Annotated in this window: 18 protein-coding genes; 5 read left to right on the top strand and 13 right to left on the bottom strand. The window is 63.7% G+C overall.

The window, feature by feature from the left end:
• Nucleotides 1-29: 29 nt before the first annotated feature.
• From RS694_RS18210 to dbpA, 6 genes are all read right to left on the bottom strand, one after another.
• Nucleotides 30-1,511, bottom strand: coding sequence for an MBL fold metallo-hydrolase (locus RS694_RS18210; protein WP_051392116.1), 1,482 nt, complete (start codon nucleotides 1,509-1,511; stop codon nucleotides 30-32).
• Complete coding sequence (locus RS694_RS18205; protein WP_029709539.1) at nucleotides 1,508-2,671, bottom strand: 2-hydroxychromene-2-carboxylate isomerase; 1,164 nt, start codon at nucleotides 2,669-2,671, stop codon at nucleotides 1,508-1,510. Before RS694_RS18205 ends, RS694_RS18210 begins: the two co-directional genes overlap by 4 nt.
• Nucleotides 2,672-2,681: 10 nt before the next feature.
• On the bottom strand, nucleotides 2,682-3,863 hold the full coding sequence (locus RS694_RS18200; protein ID WP_029709538.1) for an alkane 1-monooxygenase: 1,182 nt from the start codon (nucleotides 3,861-3,863) through the stop codon (nucleotides 2,682-2,684).
• A 178-nt stretch (nucleotides 3,864-4,041) separates the two neighbouring features.
• A complete protein-coding gene (locus RS694_RS18195; RefSeq protein ID WP_029709537.1) occupies nucleotides 4,042-4,911 on the bottom strand; it encodes an alpha/beta hydrolase in 870 nt (289 codons plus the stop codon).
• Between the two features lie 29 nt (nucleotides 4,912-4,940).
• Nucleotides 4,941-5,177 (bottom strand): hypothetical protein, encoded by a 237-nt coding sequence (locus RS694_RS18190; protein WP_029709536.1) that lies wholly within the window; start codon nucleotides 5,175-5,177, stop codon nucleotides 4,941-4,943.
• A 137-nt stretch (nucleotides 5,178-5,314) separates the two neighbouring features.
• Nucleotides 5,315-6,697, bottom strand: a complete 1,383-nt coding sequence (gene dbpA, locus RS694_RS18185) for an ATP-dependent RNA helicase DbpA (RefSeq protein ID WP_029709535.1) — start codon at nucleotides 6,695-6,697, stop codon at nucleotides 5,315-5,317.
• Between the two features lie 221 nt (nucleotides 6,698-6,918).
• Here dbpA and RS694_RS18180 point away from each other — a divergent pair, with 221 nt between their 5' ends.
• Both RS694_RS18180 and RS694_RS18175 read left to right on the top strand, forming a co-directional pair.
• A complete protein-coding gene (locus RS694_RS18180; protein WP_152528899.1) occupies nucleotides 6,919-7,359 on the top strand; it encodes a hypothetical protein in 441 nt (146 codons plus the stop codon).
• Between the two features lie 63 nt (nucleotides 7,360-7,422).
• Complete coding sequence (locus RS694_RS18175; RefSeq protein ID WP_029709533.1) at nucleotides 7,423-8,913, top strand: M48 family metalloprotease; 1,491 nt, start codon at nucleotides 7,423-7,425, stop codon at nucleotides 8,911-8,913.
• Between the two features lie 7 nt (nucleotides 8,914-8,920).
• Here RS694_RS18175 and RS694_RS18170 read toward each other — a convergent pair whose 3' ends face one another.
• Both RS694_RS18170 and RS694_RS18165 read right to left on the bottom strand, forming a co-directional pair.
• Nucleotides 8,921-10,282 (bottom strand): ATP-binding protein, encoded by a 1,362-nt coding sequence (locus RS694_RS18170; protein WP_051392113.1) that lies wholly within the window; start codon nucleotides 10,280-10,282, stop codon nucleotides 8,921-8,923.
• Nucleotides 10,272-10,943, bottom strand: a complete 672-nt coding sequence (locus tag RS694_RS18165) for a response regulator (protein ID WP_029709531.1) — start codon at nucleotides 10,941-10,943, stop codon at nucleotides 10,272-10,274. Before RS694_RS18165 ends, RS694_RS18170 begins: the two co-directional genes overlap by 11 nt.
• Before the next feature lie 161 nt (nucleotides 10,944-11,104).
• On the opposite strand from RS694_RS18165, the gene RS694_RS21100 reads away from it, so the two are divergent.
• The 3 genes from RS694_RS21100 (at nucleotide 11,105) to RS694_RS18150 (ending at nucleotide 13,683) form a co-directional block, all read left to right on the top strand.
• Entirely contained in the window at nucleotides 11,105-11,380 is a 276-nt protein-coding gene (locus RS694_RS21100) for a PepSY domain-containing protein (RefSeq protein ID WP_029709530.1), read from the top strand.
• Between the two features lie 57 nt (nucleotides 11,381-11,437).
• Nucleotides 11,438-11,986 (top strand): OmpA family protein, encoded by a 549-nt coding sequence (locus RS694_RS18155; RefSeq protein ID WP_029709529.1) that lies wholly within the window; start codon nucleotides 11,438-11,440, stop codon nucleotides 11,984-11,986.
• 137 nt (nucleotides 11,987-12,123) lie between these two features.
• Nucleotides 12,124-13,683, top strand: a complete 1,560-nt coding sequence (locus RS694_RS18150) for an HAD-IB family phosphatase (RefSeq protein ID WP_161631577.1) — start codon at nucleotides 12,124-12,126, stop codon at nucleotides 13,681-13,683.
• 22 nt (nucleotides 13,684-13,705) lie between these two features.
• On the opposite strand, the gene RS694_RS18145 is transcribed toward RS694_RS18150, so the two are convergent.
• The 5 genes from RS694_RS18145 to kdpC all read right to left on the bottom strand — a co-directional run bounded on the left by RS694_RS18145 (nucleotide 13,706) and on the right by kdpC (nucleotide 19,273).
• Complete coding sequence (locus tag RS694_RS18145) at nucleotides 13,706-14,500, bottom strand: DUF3750 domain-containing protein (RefSeq protein WP_029709527.1); 795 nt, start codon at nucleotides 14,498-14,500, stop codon at nucleotides 13,706-13,708.
• 62 nt (nucleotides 14,501-14,562) lie between these two features.
• The gene (locus tag RS694_RS18140) at nucleotides 14,563-14,967 is read right to left on the bottom strand and encodes a YkvA family protein (RefSeq protein ID WP_081708724.1); all 405 of its coding nucleotides are present in this window, start codon (nucleotides 14,965-14,967) and stop codon (nucleotides 14,563-14,565) included.
• A gap of 105 nt (nucleotides 14,968-15,072) precedes the next feature.
• On the bottom strand, nucleotides 15,073-15,777 hold the full coding sequence (gene kdpE / locus RS694_RS18135; RefSeq protein WP_029709525.1) for a two-component system response regulator KdpE: 705 nt from the start codon (nucleotides 15,775-15,777) through the stop codon (nucleotides 15,073-15,075).
• 5 nt (nucleotides 15,778-15,782) lie between these two features.
• Complete coding sequence (locus tag RS694_RS18130) at nucleotides 15,783-18,560, bottom strand: DUF4118 domain-containing protein (protein ID WP_029709524.1); 2,778 nt, start codon at nucleotides 18,558-18,560, stop codon at nucleotides 15,783-15,785.
• 140 nt (nucleotides 18,561-18,700) lie between these two features.
• Nucleotides 18,701-19,273, bottom strand: coding sequence for a potassium-transporting ATPase subunit KdpC (gene kdpC / locus RS694_RS18125; protein WP_029709523.1), 573 nt, complete (start codon nucleotides 19,271-19,273; stop codon nucleotides 18,701-18,703).
• Nucleotides 19,274-19,282: the final 9 nt, after the last annotated feature.

Below are 19,282 nucleotides of genomic sequence, written 5' to 3'. Positions count from 1 at the left end.
CAAAATTTACCGGACAGTAGTGATAAATCTCAGGCCATTCGCCCCACCGCCCGTAGCAACTCTGCGACAGGCACCACACGCCCGCGCAGCGGAACAATGCGCGCCACATCCAGCTTGAGCCGTTCGATATTCGCCAGTAGATTCAGGTGCGCGGGCTGCGGCGTGGCGGGTGGGGCGCTGAACGGTGGACCGGGGGTGTAGGCGTCTACCTGCACCAGTATTTTTTCCAGTGGCAGGTAGACCATGAGCAGGCCCCTGGCGTGCTGGCTGCCCTGCAGTGCGTGGATTTCCACGCTGCGGGTGCCGTCGGTCAGCACACTCTTGGCGTTCACGCCGATGCACTTGGGCCGGGCCGTGGCGCGCGATAGTGCGTCGGGCTGGATGCGGTGGGGCGCGGCCAGCAAACGTTCCACATAAGTCCGGTTGGGCTCGGCGGTCAGGATGGAAGCGCCCCAGGCGGCGGCGGTGCGCACACCGGTAGAGGTGTCGAAGTGGTGGTGCGTGTGGACCAGCATGGCGATGGGTTTGTCGTGCGCCAGCTTCTTCACCGCGGCGGCCACGCCTTCGGCGCGCGCGGGCGAGAGCGGACTGTCCACCAGCAGCACATGGTCTTTCATCTCGATGGCCACGCTGTGGTGCGCGGCGCCGTGCAGCAGCCACACGCCTTCGGCCAGTTGCTCTGTGCCCACCTGCTCCTGCCCGCTGGCCGCTGCTGGGGGAATGGTGATGACAAACGTGGGGTTCACGTCGACCCGCTGCACCACCAGGTCCTGCGCAGCAAAGCCACCCCAGTCCTGCTGGATGCGTGCGGGAAAAGGAATGAGAGAGGAAACGCCATTCCACAACCGGTAGTCGGCAAAGCGGGTGCGCACGGTGACATCGCCCATAAACGGATGGTCCAGCACGGTCTGGATTTCCACCACCTGCCAGGCCGCGTTGAACAACACGGTGGCGTCAAACAAGCCTGGTTCGCTGAAGGCCAGCGTGCGGCTGCCGCTCAGGCGCAGGCTGGCCGCATTGCGCCGTGCCGCGTGCAGCACACCGTGCGGTGTGGTCCACAGCGCATGCTGGCGCTCGGCCACGGCCCAGGGTGTTGGCACGGGGAAAGGGCCCAGCATGTTCCAGGCGCGGCTCTCGCGCAGGAAGGTGGTGCTGCGCTGCTCGCCCGCGCCCAGTGGTGGCAGGCTGCCGCCACCCGTGGCCTCCAGGCGGCTGGCCACCATTTCTTCGCGCAGGGCCTGGTGCGTGTAGTCGGCCAAGAGCGCATAGCCGCGCAGCTTGATACGCGGCCAGGGTTTGCCGGGTTCGAACGATTGGCCTACCAGCGCACCGGTACCGGTGGCCGTGAACTGCACGGCGCCCAGCGTGGCGCTGCCCATGGCTTTTTCGGCCAACGCCAGCGCCGCCTGCGCGGGGCTGGTGGGTGCTGTTGGTGCAGCGGAAGGAGCGCTGTGGCCCAGTTCTGGCAATGTGTACGCCAGACCCAGTTGCCAAAGCGCACGGCGTTTCATGGTGTTCGGCGGTGCGCCAGCAAGGCGTCCTGCACGGCCCATAAGCGGTCCTGGCCCCAGACGGCTGTGTTGCCCACTTTGAACGAGGGCACACCCCACAGGCCCAGCGCGAACATCTCTTCGCGGTTGGCCTCGGCCTCGGCACGCCAGGCCGGGTTTTGCAAGGCTTTTTGGGCTGCAGCCCAATCCAGATCTGCGCGAGCAGCTATGGTTTTGAGAGCGTTGTCCGAGCCTGCGTCCAGCCCTTCGGCCCAGACGCCGTGCATGAAAGACAGTAAGTATTCTTTTCCTTTGCCCTCCGACACCGCCAGCGGGATCAGCGCCAGTCCGCGTTCGGTGGGGCGGCCCACGGGGTCGTTCATGCGGCCGAACGGGGTGCCGCGCAGGCGCGCTTCACGGGCCGCGTCGTGCACGATGTACAGGCGTTTCTCGCGCGGCACCGGCAGGCCGCGCATCACCATGGGCAACACAAACCGCAGGCTCACTTCGGCGCCCGTCAGGCGGGCCAGCTCAAACACACGGGGCGCGACGATGGCCGAATACGGGCTGCGCAGCGACAGGAAAAAATCAATCGGCGGTGGCTTGTCCAGCGCCACCGGTGTGCGCAGGTCTTCGCCGGGCGGGAACAGGCAGCCGCTCACGCCCGCGTGCTGCAGGCCCAGGCTTTGCAGACGTGCTTCGAGGTGGTGCAGGCGGTCTATGCCCCAGTACCACTCGCCCGCGTAATAAATGGTGGCGCCCAGGTAGTGACCCCATTTTTTGCGCAGCACATCGGCGTGGGTGAGGGTCTCTTCCGGGGGGCTGGCTTTGATGCTGTCGTTCGGCGCAGTGGCCGACGCAGGCAGACCGTAGTGCGCCGCCAGCAGTGACGCATCACGCTGGCTGTAGGCCACGAGTTTGGCGCGCTCGGGCGCGGCGGCGGCGATGGGCGGACTCACGATGTGGGTGTGCAGCGACACGCGGTAACGCTCCAGCAGGCGTGGCAGCACGGATGCGAGCAGGGCGCTGTACGGGTCGTCACTCTGGTGGAAGTAGTGCAGCACGTGGGGCGCGTTGCGGGCGGCGCGCTGCTTCTCGGCGCTGGCACGTTTTGCCAGCAGGCGTTGCTCGCTGAGCATGCGTTCCATGATGGGCGGCATCAACCAGGTTTTCAGGCTCATGGAGTTTTGCTCATGGGGTGTCAATCAATCCGTAACGTTGCACCAGGGCCGCGCGCTGGCGCGGGTCGAGGTTGATCCTGGAGGTGTGGCGGCCCACGACGGCCAGCAGCCGTTCGTCCATCACATAGCGCCACAGCGGCGGGATGTAGGCCACGAGGAACATGCCAAAGTAGCCATTGGGCAGGCGCGGCAGATTGTCAAAGTGGCGCAGCGACTGGTAGCGCCGCAGCGGGTGGGCGTGGTGGTCAGAGTGGCGCTGCAAATGGAACAGCGCCCAGTTGGAAAAGATGTGGTTGCTGTTCCACGAGTGGTGGGGCTGACAGGGCTCATAACGGCCCGGCGCCACCTGCTGGCGCAGCAGGCCGTAGTGCTCCACATAGTTGGCCGAGGTGAGCTGGAAGTTGGCCCAGAACGAGGCCACTAGCAGAAAGGGCACGATGTGCACACCCAGCCACGCCACCAGCGCCACCCACAGCGCAAGCGTGATCAGCGCAGGTTGCACGATCTCGTTGTGCAGTGACCAGACCGGCAAACCGTTCTTGCGCAGTCGGTCGCTCTCCAGCGTCCAGGCGCGCACAAAGGCGCCCGGCATTTCGCGCAGCACAAACCGATAAATCGACTCCCCCATGCGTGACGAGGCGGGGTCCGCCGGGGTGGCCACATCGCGGTGGTGGCCACGGTTGTGTTCCACGGTGAAGTGGCCGTAAAAGGTGGGCGCGAGCACGATCTTGGTCAACCAGCGCTCCAGCTGTGTGGCCTTGTGGCCCATCTCGTGGCCCAGGTTGATGCAGAAGCCGCCAGCCGATCCGGTGATCAGCACCATGGCCAACAAACCGTACCAGGGCAGCGGCGTGGTGGCTACAAACCAGGCGCTGAAGATGAACGACGCCCACAGGATGGGCACCAGCAGGTAGGTGATCCAGCGGTAGTACATGTCCGCCTCCAGCGCGGGCACGGCGCTCTCGGGCGGGTTGCTTTGGTCTTCGCCCATCCACAGGTCGATCAGCGGCACACACAGGTAGAAGAAGCCTACCTGTATCCACAACAGGTGCGCGTCGCCGTAAGTCAGTACCAGCAAGGGGCCCAGTGCTACGGAGCAGGGCACCAGCAGCGACAGTATCCAAGCGTAACGCTTGCGGTCACGGTAGGGGGTTGCGGGGGAGGGTGGCAGGATGCCGGTGGGGCTGGGCATGGTGCGGCCCATTGTGCGGGAAAACACCGCCCCCACCAAGCCGGTGTTTCCCCCGGGGGCTGCCCTAGCAAAGCAGACAGGCACTTCCGTTCGGGCTGAGCCTGTCGAAGCCTTGCAAGCCCTTCGACCCTTCGACAAGCTCAGGGCGAACGGGATAACAAGCGCGGCGTAAACGGAGTTAAGCGATGCCCAGCTTGCCAGCCAGCCAGTTGCACAGCGGGCTGTGGGCCTGCTCGAAACCGTGGATGGCGGTGAAGTGGTCGGCGTCGGGGATGGCGCTCAGCTCGGCGCGGTTGCCCGCAGCCGTCCATGCGTCATGGTAAATCTGCGCCTGGCGTGCGAACTCGGGAGACTCTGCGCCGCCCCAGGTGATCCAGACCGGGGTGTCGCTCTTGCGCACCAGAAACGCGGGGGAGTTGCGTTGGACGATGCCGTCGTCGAGCTGGATCATGGGCTGCAGGTAGCTGTAGCGCAGTGGCTGCAGGTCGTACAGGCCGCTCACCAGCACCGCCGCCTTGAGCGGGTCTTGCGCCAGGCCGTAGTCGCGTTGCCACTCGGTTTGCAGGCACATGGCGGTGAGGTGGCCGCCAGCGGAATGGCCGCCGATGGCAATACGTGTCGGGTCACCGCCGTACTGGGCGATGTTGCGCACGGTCCAGGCCACGGCCGCACGGGCCTGGCGGGTGATCTCGTCAATCGTGACAAAGGGGCACAGCGCGTAGTTGATCACCACGGTGGTGATGCCACGGGCTTGCAGGCCCAGGGCCACGCCATGAAAGTGTTTGCTCTGAAAGGCGCGCCAGTAGCCGCCGTGGATAAAGACAAACACTGGTGCGTTGGGTTTGTCGGCCGGGAAGATGTCCAGCGTCTCGTGCACCGTGGGGCCAAAGGGCACATCCAGGTGGCTGCGCAGTGTGCTGCGGGCCTTGTCGGCCTGCGCGCCGTAGTGTGCGCCGGGTGCATTCGGGTCGGCCAACCCCATGGAGGGGTTGTATTGCGCATCGATCTGCGCCTGGGTGGTGAAATCGCGGTAGATGGGAGTGCTCATGCACCCAGTCTACCAACGAAGCGCACCACTCAGTTCAGCATGTAGCTGTCGGCCTGGTCCTCGAAGTCTTCGGCGTCAATGGCGGCGTCAAAGGCAGCGCGGGCGGCCACGGCTTCCTTGGTGTAGGGGATCAGCGGCTTGTCCAGCGGACGCAGTTTGTGACGGCGCAGGCCGCGCAGCTGTTGCGAGCGCTCCATGGTCTGCAAGACCAGTTCGGGCTCCATCATCAGGCTGAAGGGGTTCAGGGCAACGGCGGTATCTTTCATGGGGCTACTCCAGCAAATCTGCGCCGAACAGAGGCATTGGCGCTTGCATCCACTGTAGTCACCCGCCCTCGAAACTGGAGTCAGTAAAAGGATGGAAGCTGTGTAGGATTTTTTCCTACATGGCCCGAAAAAGCGGGCTACATCAGGCGTACTTTGACGCTTTTGCCTTTGATCTTGCCAAAGTTGAGTTTTTCACTCGCGGCCTGTGCCACATCGCGCGCCACAGCCACAAAGGTGCAGAACTCGGTGACCTGGATCTTGCCGATCTGCTCGCGCGTGTAGGCCACGCCGCCCTCGGTGCTGGTCAGCGCACCCAGCACGTCGCCGGGGCGAATCTTCTCCTTGCGCCCGCCCAGAATCTGCAGCGTCACCATGGGCGGCAGCAAGCGGCCCTTGCCCGTGGGGGTGAGCTCATCACGCTTGAACCAGACGGACGGTGCGTTCTGGTACTGCTCAATCTTGCCCACGGCCCCCATCTCGTTCATGGAGGCCAGGCTCAGCGCCAGGCCGGACTCGCCCGCGCGGCCGGTGCGGCCAATGCGGTGCACATGCACTTCGGGGTCGGGCGTGATGTCCACGTTGATTACGGCCTCTAACTCTTTCACGTCCAGCCCGCGTGAGGCCACGTCGGTCGCCACCAGCACCGAGCAACTGCGGCCCGCAAACTGCGCCAGCACCTGGTCGCGCTCGCGCTGCTCCAGGTCACCGTGCAGCGCCTGCGCCACAAAACCCTGGGCCTGCAGCAGCGTCACCAGGTCATTGCATTGCTGGCGCGTGTTGCAAAAGGCAATCGTGCTGACCGGGCGGAAATGGTTGAGCAACATGGCCACGGTCTCCAGCCGGTTGCCGCGCTCCACTTCGTAAAAGCGCTGCTCAATCGTGTTCTCGGCCACCGGGGCCTTGATGGTGATTTGCTGCGGATCGCGCATGAACTGTTGGGCCAGCTTCGCTATGCCTTCCGGATAAGTGGCGGAGAACAGCAGGGTCTGGCGTTCTTTGGGCGCCTGTTTGACTACGGTGGCAATGTCGTCAAAGAAACCCATGTCCAGCATGCGGTCGGCCTCGTCCAGCACCAGCGTGTTGAGCCCTTCCAGATTCAGGTAGCCGCGCTCCAGCAGGTCCATCACGCGACCGGGCGTTCCGACCACAATGTGTGCGCCGTTTTCCAGTGAGGCACGTTGGCCGCGCACCGGTACGCCGCCACATACGGTCACCACCTTGATGTTTTCCTCGGCCCGCGCCAGGCGGCGAATTTCCACCGTCACCTGGTCGGCCAGTTCGCGTGTGGGGCACAACACCAGCGTTTGCACCGCAAACCAGCGTGGATTCAGCTTGGAGAGCAAGGCCAGCGCGAATGCGGCGGTCTTGCCGCTGCCAGTTTTGGCCTGGGCAATCAGGTCTTTGCCCTGCAGGGCGATAGGCAGGCTGGTCGCCTGAATGGGCGTCATCGCCTCATAGCCCAGTTGCTGCAGATTGGCCAGCATGGCGGGCGAGAGGGGGAGGGAAGAGAAAGAAGTCATGCGCCGATTATCGGGCTTGGGGTTGGCGAAGGGTTGGCGTGCTGCTCTATTTGCTACTGTTTTTATAGCTGATTGCGCATGTTTTATGCGGGCTGGAGGCCTATTTCATGCTTGAAATGTCCGGGGCGGGGTTCCTGCGTTAGCCATCGAACAGACCGCTGCCCCGCACCAGGGCACGCTGAGGTTCTGCCATCGCGTTCTGCGATGCATAAGGAGCAACCATGAAATCAACCGCAAGTTCCCTGCCGCCGTTTCGCCGAAGCGTCGCCATGGGTTTGGTGCTACTGGCCTGTGGACAGGTATTTTCGGCCGCTGCACAAGACCGCAATGACAAGCAGCGGCGTTTCGAAGCCGATCGCCAGGCCTGCCTGGGCGGCGCATTCGGCCAGAGTTACGAATCCTGCATGCGGGAGGCCCACGCTGTGCGGAATGAGCGACCCGGTGCCAACCCGTCGGTCAGCCCCGAGCAACTCGAACGCAACAGCTTGCTGCGCTGTGATGCCCTGACAGGGGACGAGCACACGGCCTGTGTGGCAAGAATTCGCGGCGCAGGCACCACCAGCGGTAGCGTTGCCGCAGGCGGCATCTTGCGCGAGCGGGTCACGACAGAGGTGGTGCCCAGCCCGCCGCAGCAACCGGCGTCCTCTGGCGCCAGCCAGTAATCTGGGCCCATCGTTGACCCGCGCGCTCCCTAGAATGCAGCATCGCCAGCCATTGGAAACGCCATGAAATTCAAACTTCTCTCCCTCGCATTCACCGCCCTGCTGCTCACAGGCTGCGGCAGCATGGTGGTCAATCCGGTGACGGGCGAGTCCGAGCGCAGCGTGATGAGCGAGGAGGCCGAGATTGCCGAGGGCGCCAAGGCGCACCAGGAGGTGCTCAAGGAGTACGGTGTCTACAAAAACACGGCAGTGCAGAACTATGTGAACACGCTGGGCCAGAAGCTGGCAACGCACTCGCACCGCAGCAACCTGCAGTGGCACTTCACGGTGTTGGACAGTCCCGAGATCAACGCCTTTGCGCTGCCCGGTGGTTATGTGTATGTCACGCGCGGCATCATGGCCTATATGGAGAGTGAGGCCGATCTGGCCGGTGTGATCGGCCATGAGATTGGCCACGTCACCGCCCGTCACGGTGCGCAGCGCGCCACCAGCCAGCAGAACGCAGGCATAGGCGTGTTTGCCGCCAGTGTGTTGGGTGCGGTGGCAGAAGCTTATGGCGTGTCCGGCGCCGGGCAGTTGGCCGGCCAGGTGTCGCAAACCGTGGCCGCGGGCTATGTCGCGTCCTACGGGCGTGACCAGGAGTTACAGGCCGACAAGCTGGGGGCCGAGTACCTGGCGCGCAGCAACTACGACCCGCACAACATGGTCGACGTGATCACCGTGCTCAAGAACCAGGAACGTTTTGCGGCGGATGAGGCCAAGGCCGCTGGCCGCCCCGTGCCTACCGGCGGTGACTGGCTGGCCTCCCACCCCAGCAACGACCAACGCCTGCAGAACATCACCGAACTGGCGGCCCAGTACCAGGGCAAATACGATGACGAAGGCCGTGCCCGTTACCTCAAGGTGATTGCGGGGCTGGAGTTTGGCGAAAGCCCTGACCAGGGCCTGACGCGTGGGCGCAATTTCTACCACGCTGGCCTGGGCTTTGCGATGACGGCACCCAGCGGCTGGCAGATCAACAACGGCACCGACCAGCTCGCGCTGACGAACGCGGCGCGTGACGCGGCCCTCATCGTGCGTCTGGTGCCGCCCAAGGTAGGCAAGAACCACACCGACATCCTGCGCAACGTCTTCAAGCCCACGCAGGGTCGCACGGAAACGACGCAGCTCAATGGCTTGCAGGCCACCCGTTTCACCGGCACGCGGCAAACGGCCCAGGGCCAGCAGGTGACCGTGCAGGCCACCGTGGTCAGCGGGCCCGGTGATTCGGTCTACCTGCTGCAGTCCAACGCCAAAGACGCGGCCGCCCTGCAGCGCGCCAGCGCAGGCCTGCGCGAAGCAGAAGGCAGCTTCCGCGCCCTCACGGCCCAGGACCGCAACGCGGCTAAACCCTGGGTACTGAAGACCGTGGCCTACCCGCGCGGTGGTTTTGCCGAGCTGGCCAAGACCTCACCGCTGGAGGATGCGCTGCAGCAGTTGCGGCTGATCAACGGCTTCTACGGCGGTGGTGAGCCCAAGCAGGGGCAATTGGTGAAGGTGGTGGATAGCCTGTAACCGCTATCTATGGGGCAGCGTCTTGCGCAGTTTTTGCAAGGTCTTCGGGGAATACGACGGTGACCTGGAGGCCTCCCAGAGTGGGTGATGCGTCCATCGTGATGGTGGCCGCGTGCATGTCTGCGATGGTTTTGACAATCGCCAGGCCCAGGCCACTGCCGTTGCCTTGTGCGTCCGTTGCACGGTAAAACCGGTCAAATACCCGCGCACGCTCTGCCGGCAGAATACCGGGGCCGCTGTCTTCAATGGTCAGTATGGTTTTCCCATGGTCGGACTGCACCGCCACATTCACCGTCCCGCCTTGGGGGGTGTATTTGATGGCGTTGTCCAAAAGATTTCTCACCAGAATTTTCAGCGCATCGCTGTGCGCCACGATGCTGCAGGTGTCGGCCGCTGTCAGTCCGATGTCCAACTGGTGGGCTGTGGCGTATTCCCAGGTGTCCGCCACGCAGGTTTGCACCAACTCCACCAAATCAAGCGACTGGGCCAAGTCCATTTCGCCCGGTGTCGCCTGATGGCGGGCCAGTATGAGCAGTTGTTCTACCAACCGGGTGGCGCGGTCCACACCGGCGGACAGGCGGTTAAAAGCCAGTGTGCGGCTGGCCTCGTCCGAGGCCCTGCGCAGGCCTTCCACCTGGAGTTTCAAAGCCGATAGCGGGGACCGCAGTTCGTGCGCCGCGTCGGCGATGAAATTTTTCTGCGCGTCAAACGCCCTGCGCACCCGCTGGAACAACCAATTGAGCTCCTGCACCAGCGGGAATATTTCGTCGGGCAAACCATCTTCGCGCAAGGCCGCCAGCTCGTCAGCCTGGCGGGATGCCACTTGCCTGCGGACCCGATCCACCGGGGCGAGTGAGGCGTTGACGACCAGCCAGACAAACAGGACCAACAGGGGAACCATGACGAAAATGGGCGTCACGGTTTTGAAAGCCAGATTGCGCGCCAAGTCGCGCCGTGCGGCCCGGTCTTGCGCTACCTGAATGAGTTGCCCCTCGTAGAAAAGCGAGTAGAGCTTGTAGGTGGTTCCCCGTGCATCGAATGTCGACAAGCCGGGTGGCACATCGCGGGGCAGGGTGCTGTTCGGTGCTGACTTGAAAATGGTGCGGCCATTGGTGGTGGAGACCTGCACGATGAAATCAAAACTCTCGTCCTTGGAGCCCCGAAAGCGGTTTTTCGGCAGCCCTGTGCTGGGCAGTCCGGCCCTCAGGGACAACGCGATGCGTTCCATCTGGTAGTCAAAAATAGCATTGGTTTCATCCAATGACGTGCGGTACGCCACATACGCCTGCAGACAGGCCGTGGAGACGACAGCCCCAAACAGCAGCAAGAGCAGTCGGGCGCGCAGCGAATGCAAGGCTCTACGCGGCATGTGTTCCCCTGGGCACCATGTACCCGACTCCGCGGACGTTCTGAATCATGTGGGTGCCGAGTTTTTTGCGCAAACCGTGGATGTACACCTCCACGGCGTTGCTGCTGACTTCATCTTTCCAGCTGTACAACTTTTCTTCCAGTTGTTTGCGGGACAGCACCATGCCTGGGCGCGCCAGCAATAGCTCCAGGATGGCCCATTCCCTGGCCGCGAGTGCCACCGGCTGGTCGCCCACCAGAACCTCGCGGGTCACGGGATCAATGCTCACGCCCATGTGCTCGTACACGGGTTCTGCCCTTCCTGAGGCACGCCGGATCAGTGCGCGGATGCGCGCCAACAACTCTGCCAGCTCGTAGGGTTTGACCACGTAATCATCTGCCCCCATGTTCAAACCCAGCACCCGCAAGTCCAACGCATCCCGGGCCGTGGCAATGAGCACCGGCGTGCGAATCTTCCTGGCGCGCAGGTTGCGCAGCACCACCAGCCCGTCCACCTTGGGCAGGCCCAGGTCCAGCAGGATCAGGTCGTAGCTTTGGCTCTCCAGCGTGTGCTCGGCCATTTCTCCGTCCTTGACCCAATCGACGGCATACCCTTCTGCGCGAAGCAAATCCATGACGGACTCGCCAATCATCAGGTCATCCTCAATCAAGAGTAAACGCATCAGAGTCTTTCATGATTTGTGGTCGGGTCGGTCCCGTACCCATTCGACCTCGACGTTAAACCGACATCGGTCCGAGGCGGGGTGGAGTCTATGGCGTTTAAGTTTCACCTAAGACTACGGGCCGACAATTGGCACGCTTGAAATCAGCGAGTGTCCCTGCGATGAAAAGTGCCCCAGGTGTCAGGTCCATAGCCGTGTTTGTAATCGGGCTGGTGGCCTTGTCAAGCGTGGCCGCAACATCGCCCACCTGCAGTATTCCAAAAGACAGGTGGATGGATGAGACCAGCCTCAAGCGGGAGTTGCTGAGGCAAGGCTATTTGATAAAAACCATTCGTGTCAGAAACGAATGCTACGAAATTTATGGTCTGGACCCTTTCGGCAGGCGCGTACAGATACTCATTGATCCCGCAACATCCCAACCGGTGGAAGACCCGTAAAGAAGTGGGTGCAGGGTCGTTTGGAAAAATTCAATGGACATACACAGGAGGAACGCAATGAAGTCACTGCATCGGGTGGGTTATGCCCTGGGAATTTGCACCACCATTTTTTTGGGTGCGTGCAGTAGTACGCCTATGGACGCCAGTTCCGTGAATGCCTCTGCTGCCGCTGGTACGGCAACCACCGCGAGCCCGGCCATGGCGGCAGTGACCTCCTCACCTGCAGCAAAGAGCCCTCTGGCGCCACATGCAGACCCTGCCAGCCTGCTTTTCCAGAAACGCAGTGTCTATTTTGACTTCGAGCAGTCGAATGTGAAGGCCGAATACACGCCGCTGCTGGAAATGCATGGCAAGTACCTGGCAGCCAATCCTGGCTTGGCTGTGCGGGTGGAAGGCAATACGGACGAACAAGGTGGCGCCGAGTACAACCTGGCTTTGGGACAAAAGAGAGCTGCGGCCGTTGTCGCTGCCCTCAAGATTTATGGAGCCAGGGACGCCCAACTGGAGGCCGTCAGTTGGGGCGAAGAGAAGCCCAAAGCAACGGGCCACGATGAGGCCGCCTACCAAATGAATCGCCGCGCCGATCTGGCCTACCCGGCGAAGTAGGGCATCCCGCCGGACATTGTTGTCCTCGCGACAGGAATCTTTAGTGAGCCTTGGACTGGTGTGAGTGGATCACTCCACCAGTCTCTTTTTTGGGGTGCTCTCCCTCCGCTATTTCAACTGCACAAGGAGAAATGGGCATGAAAAAAAACGCGTCTTGGGGCCCCTTGGTTTGGCGATGGCTTTGGGCCCAGCTCGGCAAGCTGCTGGACAAACAAGCACCGCAGCACCCCGCGCCTGAGCACAAAGTATTGCCCCCGGCGTCACCGCTGGCGCTGGACGCAAAAGCCTATGCCACCGTCATCATTCCTGCGTTGAACGAAGCCAAGCGGATTGCGGACGTCGTGGCCTATGCGTTGGCAGACCCTGCCACGGCCGAAGTCATCGTGATTGATGACAGCTCCATTGACGCCACTGCGCAGTTGGCACGCGCAGCGGGCGCCAGGGTCATTCTCAGCAGCATGCTCGGGAAAGGCGCCTCCATGCAAGACGGCATAGAGCCCGCCCGGCAGGATTTGCTGGTCTACCTGGATGGCGACTTGGCCGGCCTGCGCCCCGGCATCATCACCGACCTTTGCATTCCACTTTTGCGCGGAGCGGCTGATTTTGTCAAAGCCCGGTTCGGGCGGGGTGGCGGGCGTGTGACGGAGTTGACTGCCAAACCGATGCTGAAGATATTTTTTCCGGAATTGGCGCACATCAGCCAGCCCTTGGGAGGCATCATTGCCGCACGCAAGAAGCTGCTGCAGACACTGCCTTTTGAAGACGGGTACGGTGTGGACGTGGGCATTCTCATTGACGCCCATCTCTCTGGCGCCCGGATTGCCGAGGTGGACATCGGCTCACTGGAGCATGACAGCCAGCCTCTGCATGACTTGACCGTGATGGCCAATGAAGTGAGTCGCGTCATCTTCAATCGGGCCCGCTCTGCAGGGCGATTGCATGTGGAGCAGGTTGCCACCATGTACGAAGCCCAGCGGCAAGCGGCTTCCGGCATTGACTATGTGCTCACGCGCCGCAAGGGGAGGCAGCGCCTGCTGCTGCTGGACATGGATGGCACGGTTACCCCGTCGCGTTTTGCCGTGGAACTGGCAAAGGCCAATGGGCAGAGTACGGCGTTGATGCAACTGCTGGATACGCACGACGGCGACGCGTCGACACGCAGCGAAAACATTGCCAGGCTGTTTCAGTACCTGCACAAAAAGAAGTTTGAGCAAGTGGCCCGTGCCATGGAGATTCGGCCCGGCGTGATCGAATTTGTGAACCAGATGCGCAGGCGCGGGTTCATGGTGGGTGTGGTCAGTGACAGCTATTTTGTGGCGGCCGATGTTCTACGGCGCCGCATCTTTGCAGACTTTGCCATGGCGCATTCCATCGTTTTTGAAAACGAAGTGTGCACCGGGCAGGTGCGCATCAACCCCGCATTCATCCATCCAACCGGGTCCGCAGGGAACCCGATCTGCAAGAGCAATGTGTTGCGGCGGTTTTTGTCCGACCCCAGTGAGCCGGCGGTCCATCTCACCTGGGTGGTTGGGGACAACACCAATGACCTGGCCCTCATGCGTTTGGCAGACGCTGCTTTTGCGATCGAGCCCAAGTCGCCCTCGCTGATGAACGACCCGGACATTACCGTGATCGATTCATTTGGCGCCCTTCTGGAGCGGTTGCCCAACCATATTTTGGTGGCAAAGGCTGCTTAGCGTCTGGTGGCGGTAAAGCGCCCTAGCTGCCCGCTGCCACGGGCTCGGGGCCGGACACCGCGGTGTCCTTGAACCCCAGCCGTCCCACAAAAGGCAGGCGCAGTGCCGGGGTGTTGAGGTCAATGCCGAAGTTCAGGCCCAGCACATTGAACTCCAGCCCTTCCTGCACGCCGATGCTCACGCCCAGCAAGCCCAAGAGGGAAACCTGCACGCCCGAGCCGGACGGTGACAGGCCCACCGGGTGGATCAGCGGCCGGTAATCCTTGCCGATGGCGTTGGCGGGCAAGTCCAGCTTGAGCGCAGGCACCTCGCGCCCGATGTGCGCCAGAAACGTATTGCTGTTGGGCCCGGGGTAGCTGCGGTATTTATGGGCGTAGGGGTAGCTGGCCACCGCGGCTTCAACGGCGTCAATCATGGCCTCCACACCGTCACCACGGTGGTCCACCAGCAGCGCTGGCACTGAGCCGTACCAGAGCCCGTCCGGCACGGCGTAGTCGCGCTGCACGATGTTCGGCGCGCGCCAGCCCACCACATCAAAGCGGGTGTAGGCCGTCTCGCCACGGCGCTTGTAGATGATCCAGGGGTGCACCGCAAAGTTGCCACGCCAGCCATAGGTAGGCGCGGCGTAGACCTGCACGATGGCCGTGCTGGCCAGTTGCGCCGGGTCGGGCGCCAAACCGGCCGAGTGACGGGGGGCGGTGGCCCAGTTGCGCGGTGTTTGCGCCGCACTGGCGTTGCCCTGCGCCAGCGCGACATGCGCCATGAGTACCAGGTAGACACCACCGGCGGCGCTTAACAAACGGGAAAGGTGTTTCATCTGCCGTCCATTATCCGGAAGTGTACTGTCCCCTTGCCACCGAGGGGCATTGGCCTTGGCGCTTATGACTTCGCTCCGTGGTTGAGCAGCCACCCTACGAGCAGGCCGGTGCCCAAGATCCAGAGGCTGATGATCACGGCTGCCGCCAACAGGCTGCGCGGGCGCTCCAACACCTGCTGTGCCTGGCTGCGCGAGGCCTCCAGTACGTGGGGCGGCAGCAGGCGCACCACCAGCCACAGGCCCAGGGGAACGATCAGCAGGTCATCCAGGTAACCCAGCACGGGAATGAAGTCGGGTATGAGGTCGATAGGGCTCAACGCGTACGCCGCCACGGTCAGGGCCAGCAGGCGCACCGGCCACGGGGTGTCAGGGTGGCGCGCCGCAAAGTAGACGGCCACCACATCCCGCTTGATACGGCGGGCCCAGTCTTTGGCGGCGGTGAGCCATAGCAGGGTGTGTTTCCGCATTTTTTCAGCTCTCGTTCCAACGTTTGTTGCACAGTAGTACGCGCTAGCTGCTATGGATTCAGGAGCTGCTTGCGCACATTCGGAAAGGGCTGGGGCCGATTTGACTTATAAAACCACGAGCCGGTAGCCCACGGCAGTTTCGGTCAGCAGGTGCTGGGGCTGGCTGGGGTCGGCCTCCAGCTTTTGGCGCAGGTGGCCCATGTAGATGCGCAGGTAGTGGCTCTGGTCGGCGTGCGACGGGCCCCACACCTCGCGCAACAGCTGGCGGTGTGTCAGCACGCGCCCGGCGTTGGCCACCAGCACCAACAGCAGGCGGTATTCGATGGGGGTGAGGTGTACCTCGGCGCCCCCACGCCGCACCAGCCGGGCCTGGCGGTCCACTTCCACATCGCCAAAACGGAACAGCGATTCGTCGGCCTTGCCATCGCTACTCGCCGCGCGCGGGCGGCGCAGGTTGGCGCGCACGCGGGCCAACAGCTCGCCCACGCCAAAGGGTTTGGTCAGGTAGTCGTCGGCACCGGCGTCCAGCGCGGCGATCTTGTCGCCCTCATCACTGCGCGCGGACAGCACGACGATGGGCACGGCCGACCAGCTGCGCACATCGCGGATCACGTCCAGTCCGTCGCCATCGGGTAGCCCCAGGTCCAGCACCAGCAGGTCGGGTTTGCGGGTGGCGGCATCGCGCAGGCCATGCTGTGCGGTCTCGGCCTCAAACACCTGCCAGCCTTCGGCCTCCAGCGCCGCGCGCACAAAGCGGCGGATCTGGGGCTCGTCTTCAATCAGCACGGCAACGGGCGCAGGGGTAGACATGGGGCTTAGGTTTCGTCGATGTCGTCAGTTTCGGTGGGCGCGGGCGGCGGCGCGCGGCGCGGCAGGGTGATGGTGAATTCTGCACCACCGCCATCGGCATTGCGGGCGCTGATGCGGCCCTTGTGCGCGTCCACCACCGCCTTGCAAATCGCCAGGCCCAAACCGACACCCCGCGTGGACGACTCGTTTTTGCCGCGGGTGAATTTCTCAAACAGGTCCGCCTCTTTGCCGCGGCTGGATGGGGGCAGGCCCGCGCCGAAGTCGCGCACGCGTATCTCCAGCGCATCGGACCGCACCTGGGCCGACACCACGATGGCCGGACGCTCGGGCGGCGTAGCCACGCCGTATTTGGCGGCGTTTTCCAGCAGGTTGACCAGCACCCGTTCTATCAGCCCCGCATCAAACTCCACCAGCGGCAAATCGGCTGGAAGGTCGGTGCGTACCTGCAGTGCGCCCAGCGCGTGCCGCGCCGCGCGGATGGCGCCGCCCACCACCTCTTCGGTGGATTGCCACTCCTGGCGCAACTCTACTTGCCCGCTTTCCAGGCGTGCCATCTCCAGCAGATTGCCCACCAGCGCGCTCAGTTCGCGCGCTTCGTGGCTGATGGCCTGGGCCGAGGTTTTTTGTTCTGCGCTCAGCGTACTGGAGGCCGCCAGTGTTTCGGCCTGGCCGACCAGCGCGGTGAGCGGGGTGCGCACGTCGTGGGACATGGCGGCCAACAGCGTATTGCGCAGGCGCTCGGACTCCATTTGCACCACGGCGCTTTGCGCCACTTCCACGTAGTGCACACGCTCCAGCGCAATCGCGATTTGCCGCGCCAGCGTTTCGAGCTGCTGCACCTGCTCGGGAATCAGCAGCCAGCGCGCCTGCGCCGGTTGCAGTGCGAGCACGCCGCGCACGCGCATGGGCGCCTTCAGCGGGACATAGTGCCAGGGGTTGGATGGCAGCGTGGAGGTGGCCAGCCCGGCATGTTGACCGTTGTGGAACGCCCAGTCGGCAATGCTGCCATCCAGACCGGGCGGCAGGTCGGTGGGCAGCGCGAGTTGGTCGCGGGCGTCGGGCAGCAGCATCTTGGCGTCTCCGCCAAATGTGCGCCGCACGGCGGCTTCGCCGAGCTCCACCACCTGTTCGGTCTGCAGCGCGGCGGACAGATCGCGTGTGAGTTCAAACAGCGCCTGCGCACGCCGCTCACGGCTGGCGGCCACGTTGGCTGAAAAACGCAAATTGGCCGTGAGTTGGCCGATCAGCAGACCCACCACCAGCATCACCGCAAAGGTCACCAGGTACTGCGCATCACTCACCGCAAACGACAGGCGCGGTTGCACGTGGAAAAAATCAAAGGAGGCCACCGACAGCACCGCCGCCAGACTGGCCGGCCCGCGGCCCAGCTTCACGGCTACCAGCACCACCCCCAGCAAAAACAGCATGACGATGTTGGCCAGGTCAAACCAGGGCAGCAGGGGCTGGGTGAGCACCGTGGTGAACAGGCAGGCCGCGACCGCTTTGCCATAGCGCAGCCAGGTTTCACGTTGGCGCGTGGCTGCCTCTGGCGCGTCTTCCACCTCGCGGCGTATGGCTTGGCCCAGCTTGCGCACGCTATCGGTAAAGCCTACTTCCACCACGTCCAGCGTGGGTGCCATATTGGCGAGCTGGCGCGTCAGTGTGGGGCGCAGCAGGCGCCACACACTGCTCCCACTGCGCTGCGCAGGGCGACCCAGCACCACGGTGGCGCAGTTGAGGGTCTGCGCGTGTTGTAGCAAGGCGCTGGCAATGTCGTCACCGGTGAGCACGGTAGTGCTGCCACCCAGTTCCTCTGCCAGCTTGAGTACGGCCAGCGTGCGGTCACGGTCCTGCGCGGCCAGCCGTTGCAGTGTGGGGGTTTCCACATAGGCGGCGTGCCAGCGCACATTGAGTTGCCCGGCCAAGCGCGCCGCGGTGCGCACCGCGTGTTCGGCCCCGGCGTGCGGGCCCACACACACCAGCAGTGCGCCCGAGGTGTTCCACGCGGGTTGGTCAGCGGCGTTTTGTTGGCGCGAGGTTTGCACCAGGTGCTGGCGGTAGCTGCGCACATCGTCGCCGACGTGCTCGGCGGTGCGGCGCAGCGCAATTTCGCGCAGCGCGATCAGGTTGCCCTTGCGGAAAAAGTTCTGGCTGGCGCGTTCGGCCTGCTGTGGGATGTAGACCTTGCCGGCCTTCAGGCGCGCCAGCAACTCATCCGCTGTGACGTCCACCAGCACGATTTCGTCGGCACCGTCCAACACGGTGTCGGGCACGGTCTCGTTGACACGTACGCCGGTGATGGCGCCCACCGTGCCGTTGAGGCTCTCAAGGTGTTGTACGTTCAGCGCGGTCCAGACATCGATGCCCGCATCCAGCAGCTCCTGCACATCCTGCCAGCGTTTGGGGTGGCGCGAGCCCGGGGCATTGCTGTGGGCCAGCTCATCCACCAGCAACACATCGGGCTTGGCGGCCAGCGCGGCGTCAATGTCCAGCTCCAGCAACACCTGGCCGCGGTAAGCAACTTCCTGCAGCGGCAGCACCTGCAGACCGGCCTGCAGCTCCATGGTGTCCTTGCGGCCATGGGTTTCCACCACGCCCACCAGCACCTGCTGGCCAGCGCGCTGCGCGCGTTGTGCGGCGCTGAGCATGGCGTAGGTCTTGCCCACGCCCGCGTTGGCGCCAAAGTAGATGCGCAGCTTGCCGCGCTGCTGCGTGGCCTGCGCCTCTTGCAGTTGGGCCAACAGGGCGTCCGGGTCGGGCCGGGAGTCAGTGGTGCTTGCCATGCTTGTTGATAGGAGAACTCGGCCTATTGTCCTTGGGTTTACGTCGGTCGCTCCAACTGAGGATGCCCCATGCCATCAGCATGGGCACCACCAGTACCGCTAGCGCGAGAGCCACGGTCAACCAATCTGCTGCCATGGCCTTAGCGCGTTGCGTCCAGCGCCAGGTTCAGTTGCAGCACGTTGACCACGGGTTCACCCAGCACGCCCAGCAACGGGCGTGTGGTGTGTTGCGCCACCAGCGCCTGCACGGCTTCTACCGGCAGCTTGCGGGCAGCGGCTACGCGCGCCAGCTGGTACTGGGCGGCGGCGGGGCTGATATGCGGGTCCAGCCCGCTGGCCGAGGCGCTTACCAGTTCCACCGGCACGGCGGCCTTGTTGGTCGGGTCGGCTGCGCGCAGGGCGTCCAAACGGCCTTTGGCGGCGTCCACCAGGGCCGGGTTCAGCGGGCCCTGGTTGGAGCCGCTGGAGGCGGCGGCATTGTTGCCAAACGGACCGGTGGCCGAGGGGCGGCCCCAGAAGTGGCCGGGGTCACTGAAGTTCTGGCCGATCAGCGCGGAGCCGACGGGCTTGCCATCACGCAGGATCAGGCTGCCGTGCGCCTGGTGCGGGAAGACCGTCTGGCCCACCGCCGTGACCACCAGCGGGTAGGCCACACCGGTAACCAGGGTGAGTGCTGCAAACACAACCAGCAGGGGACGTACTGTTTTATTCATGAGATGGCT

The sequence above is a fragment of the Rhodoferax saidenbachensis genome (genome assembly GCF_001955715.1).
GTDB lineage: Bacteria > Pseudomonadota > Gammaproteobacteria > Burkholderiales > Burkholderiaceae_C > Allorhodoferax > Allorhodoferax saidenbachensis.
Note: the sequence above shows the minus strand (reverse complement) of the source record. Positions and strands in the feature narration are given on the sequence as shown.

Bases quoted from the DNA above. Each gene is read 5' to 3' on its own strand.
- RS694_RS18210 (WP_051392116.1), bottom strand. From the start codon at position 1,511: ATGAAACGCCGTGCGCTTTGGCAACTGGGTCTGGCGTACACATTGCCA.
- RS694_RS18205 (WP_029709539.1), bottom strand. From the start codon at position 2,671: ATGAGCCTGAAAACCTGGTTGATGCCGCCCATCATGGAACGCATGCTC.
- RS694_RS18200 (WP_029709538.1), bottom strand. From the start codon at position 3,863: ATGCCCAGCCCCACCGGCATCCTGCCACCCTCCCCCGCAACCCCCTAC.
- RS694_RS18195 (WP_029709537.1), bottom strand. From the start codon at position 4,911: ATGAGCACTCCCATCTACCGCGATTTCACCACCCAGGCGCAGATCGAT.
- RS694_RS18190 (WP_029709536.1), bottom strand. From the start codon at position 5,177: ATGAAAGATACCGCCGTTGCCCTGAACCCCTTCAGCCTGATGATGGAG.
- dbpA (WP_029709535.1), bottom strand. From the start codon at position 6,697: ATGACTTCTTTCTCTTCCCTCCCCCTCTCGCCCGCCATGCTGGCCAAT.
- RS694_RS18180 (WP_152528899.1), top strand. From the start codon at position 6,919: ATGAAATCAACCGCAAGTTCCCTGCCGCCGTTTCGCCGAAGCGTCGCC.
- RS694_RS18175 (WP_029709533.1), top strand. From the start codon at position 7,423: ATGAAATTCAAACTTCTCTCCCTCGCATTCACCGCCCTGCTGCTCACA.
- RS694_RS18170 (WP_051392113.1), bottom strand. From the start codon at position 10,282: ATGCCGCGTAGAGCCTTGCATTCGCTGCGCGCCCGACTGCTCTTGCTG.
- RS694_RS18165 (WP_029709531.1), bottom strand. From the start codon at position 10,943: ATGCGTTTACTCTTGATTGAGGATGACCTGATGATTGGCGAGTCCGTC.
- RS694_RS21100 (WP_029709530.1), top strand. From the start codon at position 11,105: ATGAAAAGTGCCCCAGGTGTCAGGTCCATAGCCGTGTTTGTAATCGGG.
- RS694_RS18155 (WP_029709529.1), top strand. From the start codon at position 11,438: ATGAAGTCACTGCATCGGGTGGGTTATGCCCTGGGAATTTGCACCACC.
- RS694_RS18150 (WP_161631577.1), top strand. From the start codon at position 12,124: ATGAAAAAAAACGCGTCTTGGGGCCCCTTGGTTTGGCGATGGCTTTGG.
- RS694_RS18145 (WP_029709527.1), bottom strand. From the start codon at position 14,500: ATGAAACACCTTTCCCGTTTGTTAAGCGCCGCCGGTGGTGTCTACCTG.
- RS694_RS18140 (WP_081708724.1), bottom strand. From the start codon at position 14,967: ATGCGGAAACACACCCTGCTATGGCTCACCGCCGCCAAAGACTGGGCC.
- kdpE (WP_029709525.1), bottom strand. From the start codon at position 15,777: ATGTCTACCCCTGCGCCCGTTGCCGTGCTGATTGAAGACGAGCCCCAG.
- RS694_RS18130 (WP_029709524.1), bottom strand. From the start codon at position 18,560: ATGGCAAGCACCACTGACTCCCGGCCCGACCCGGACGCCCTGTTGGCC.
- kdpC (WP_029709523.1), bottom strand. From the start codon at position 19,273: ATGAATAAAACAGTACGTCCCCTGCTGGTTGTGTTTGCAGCACTCACC.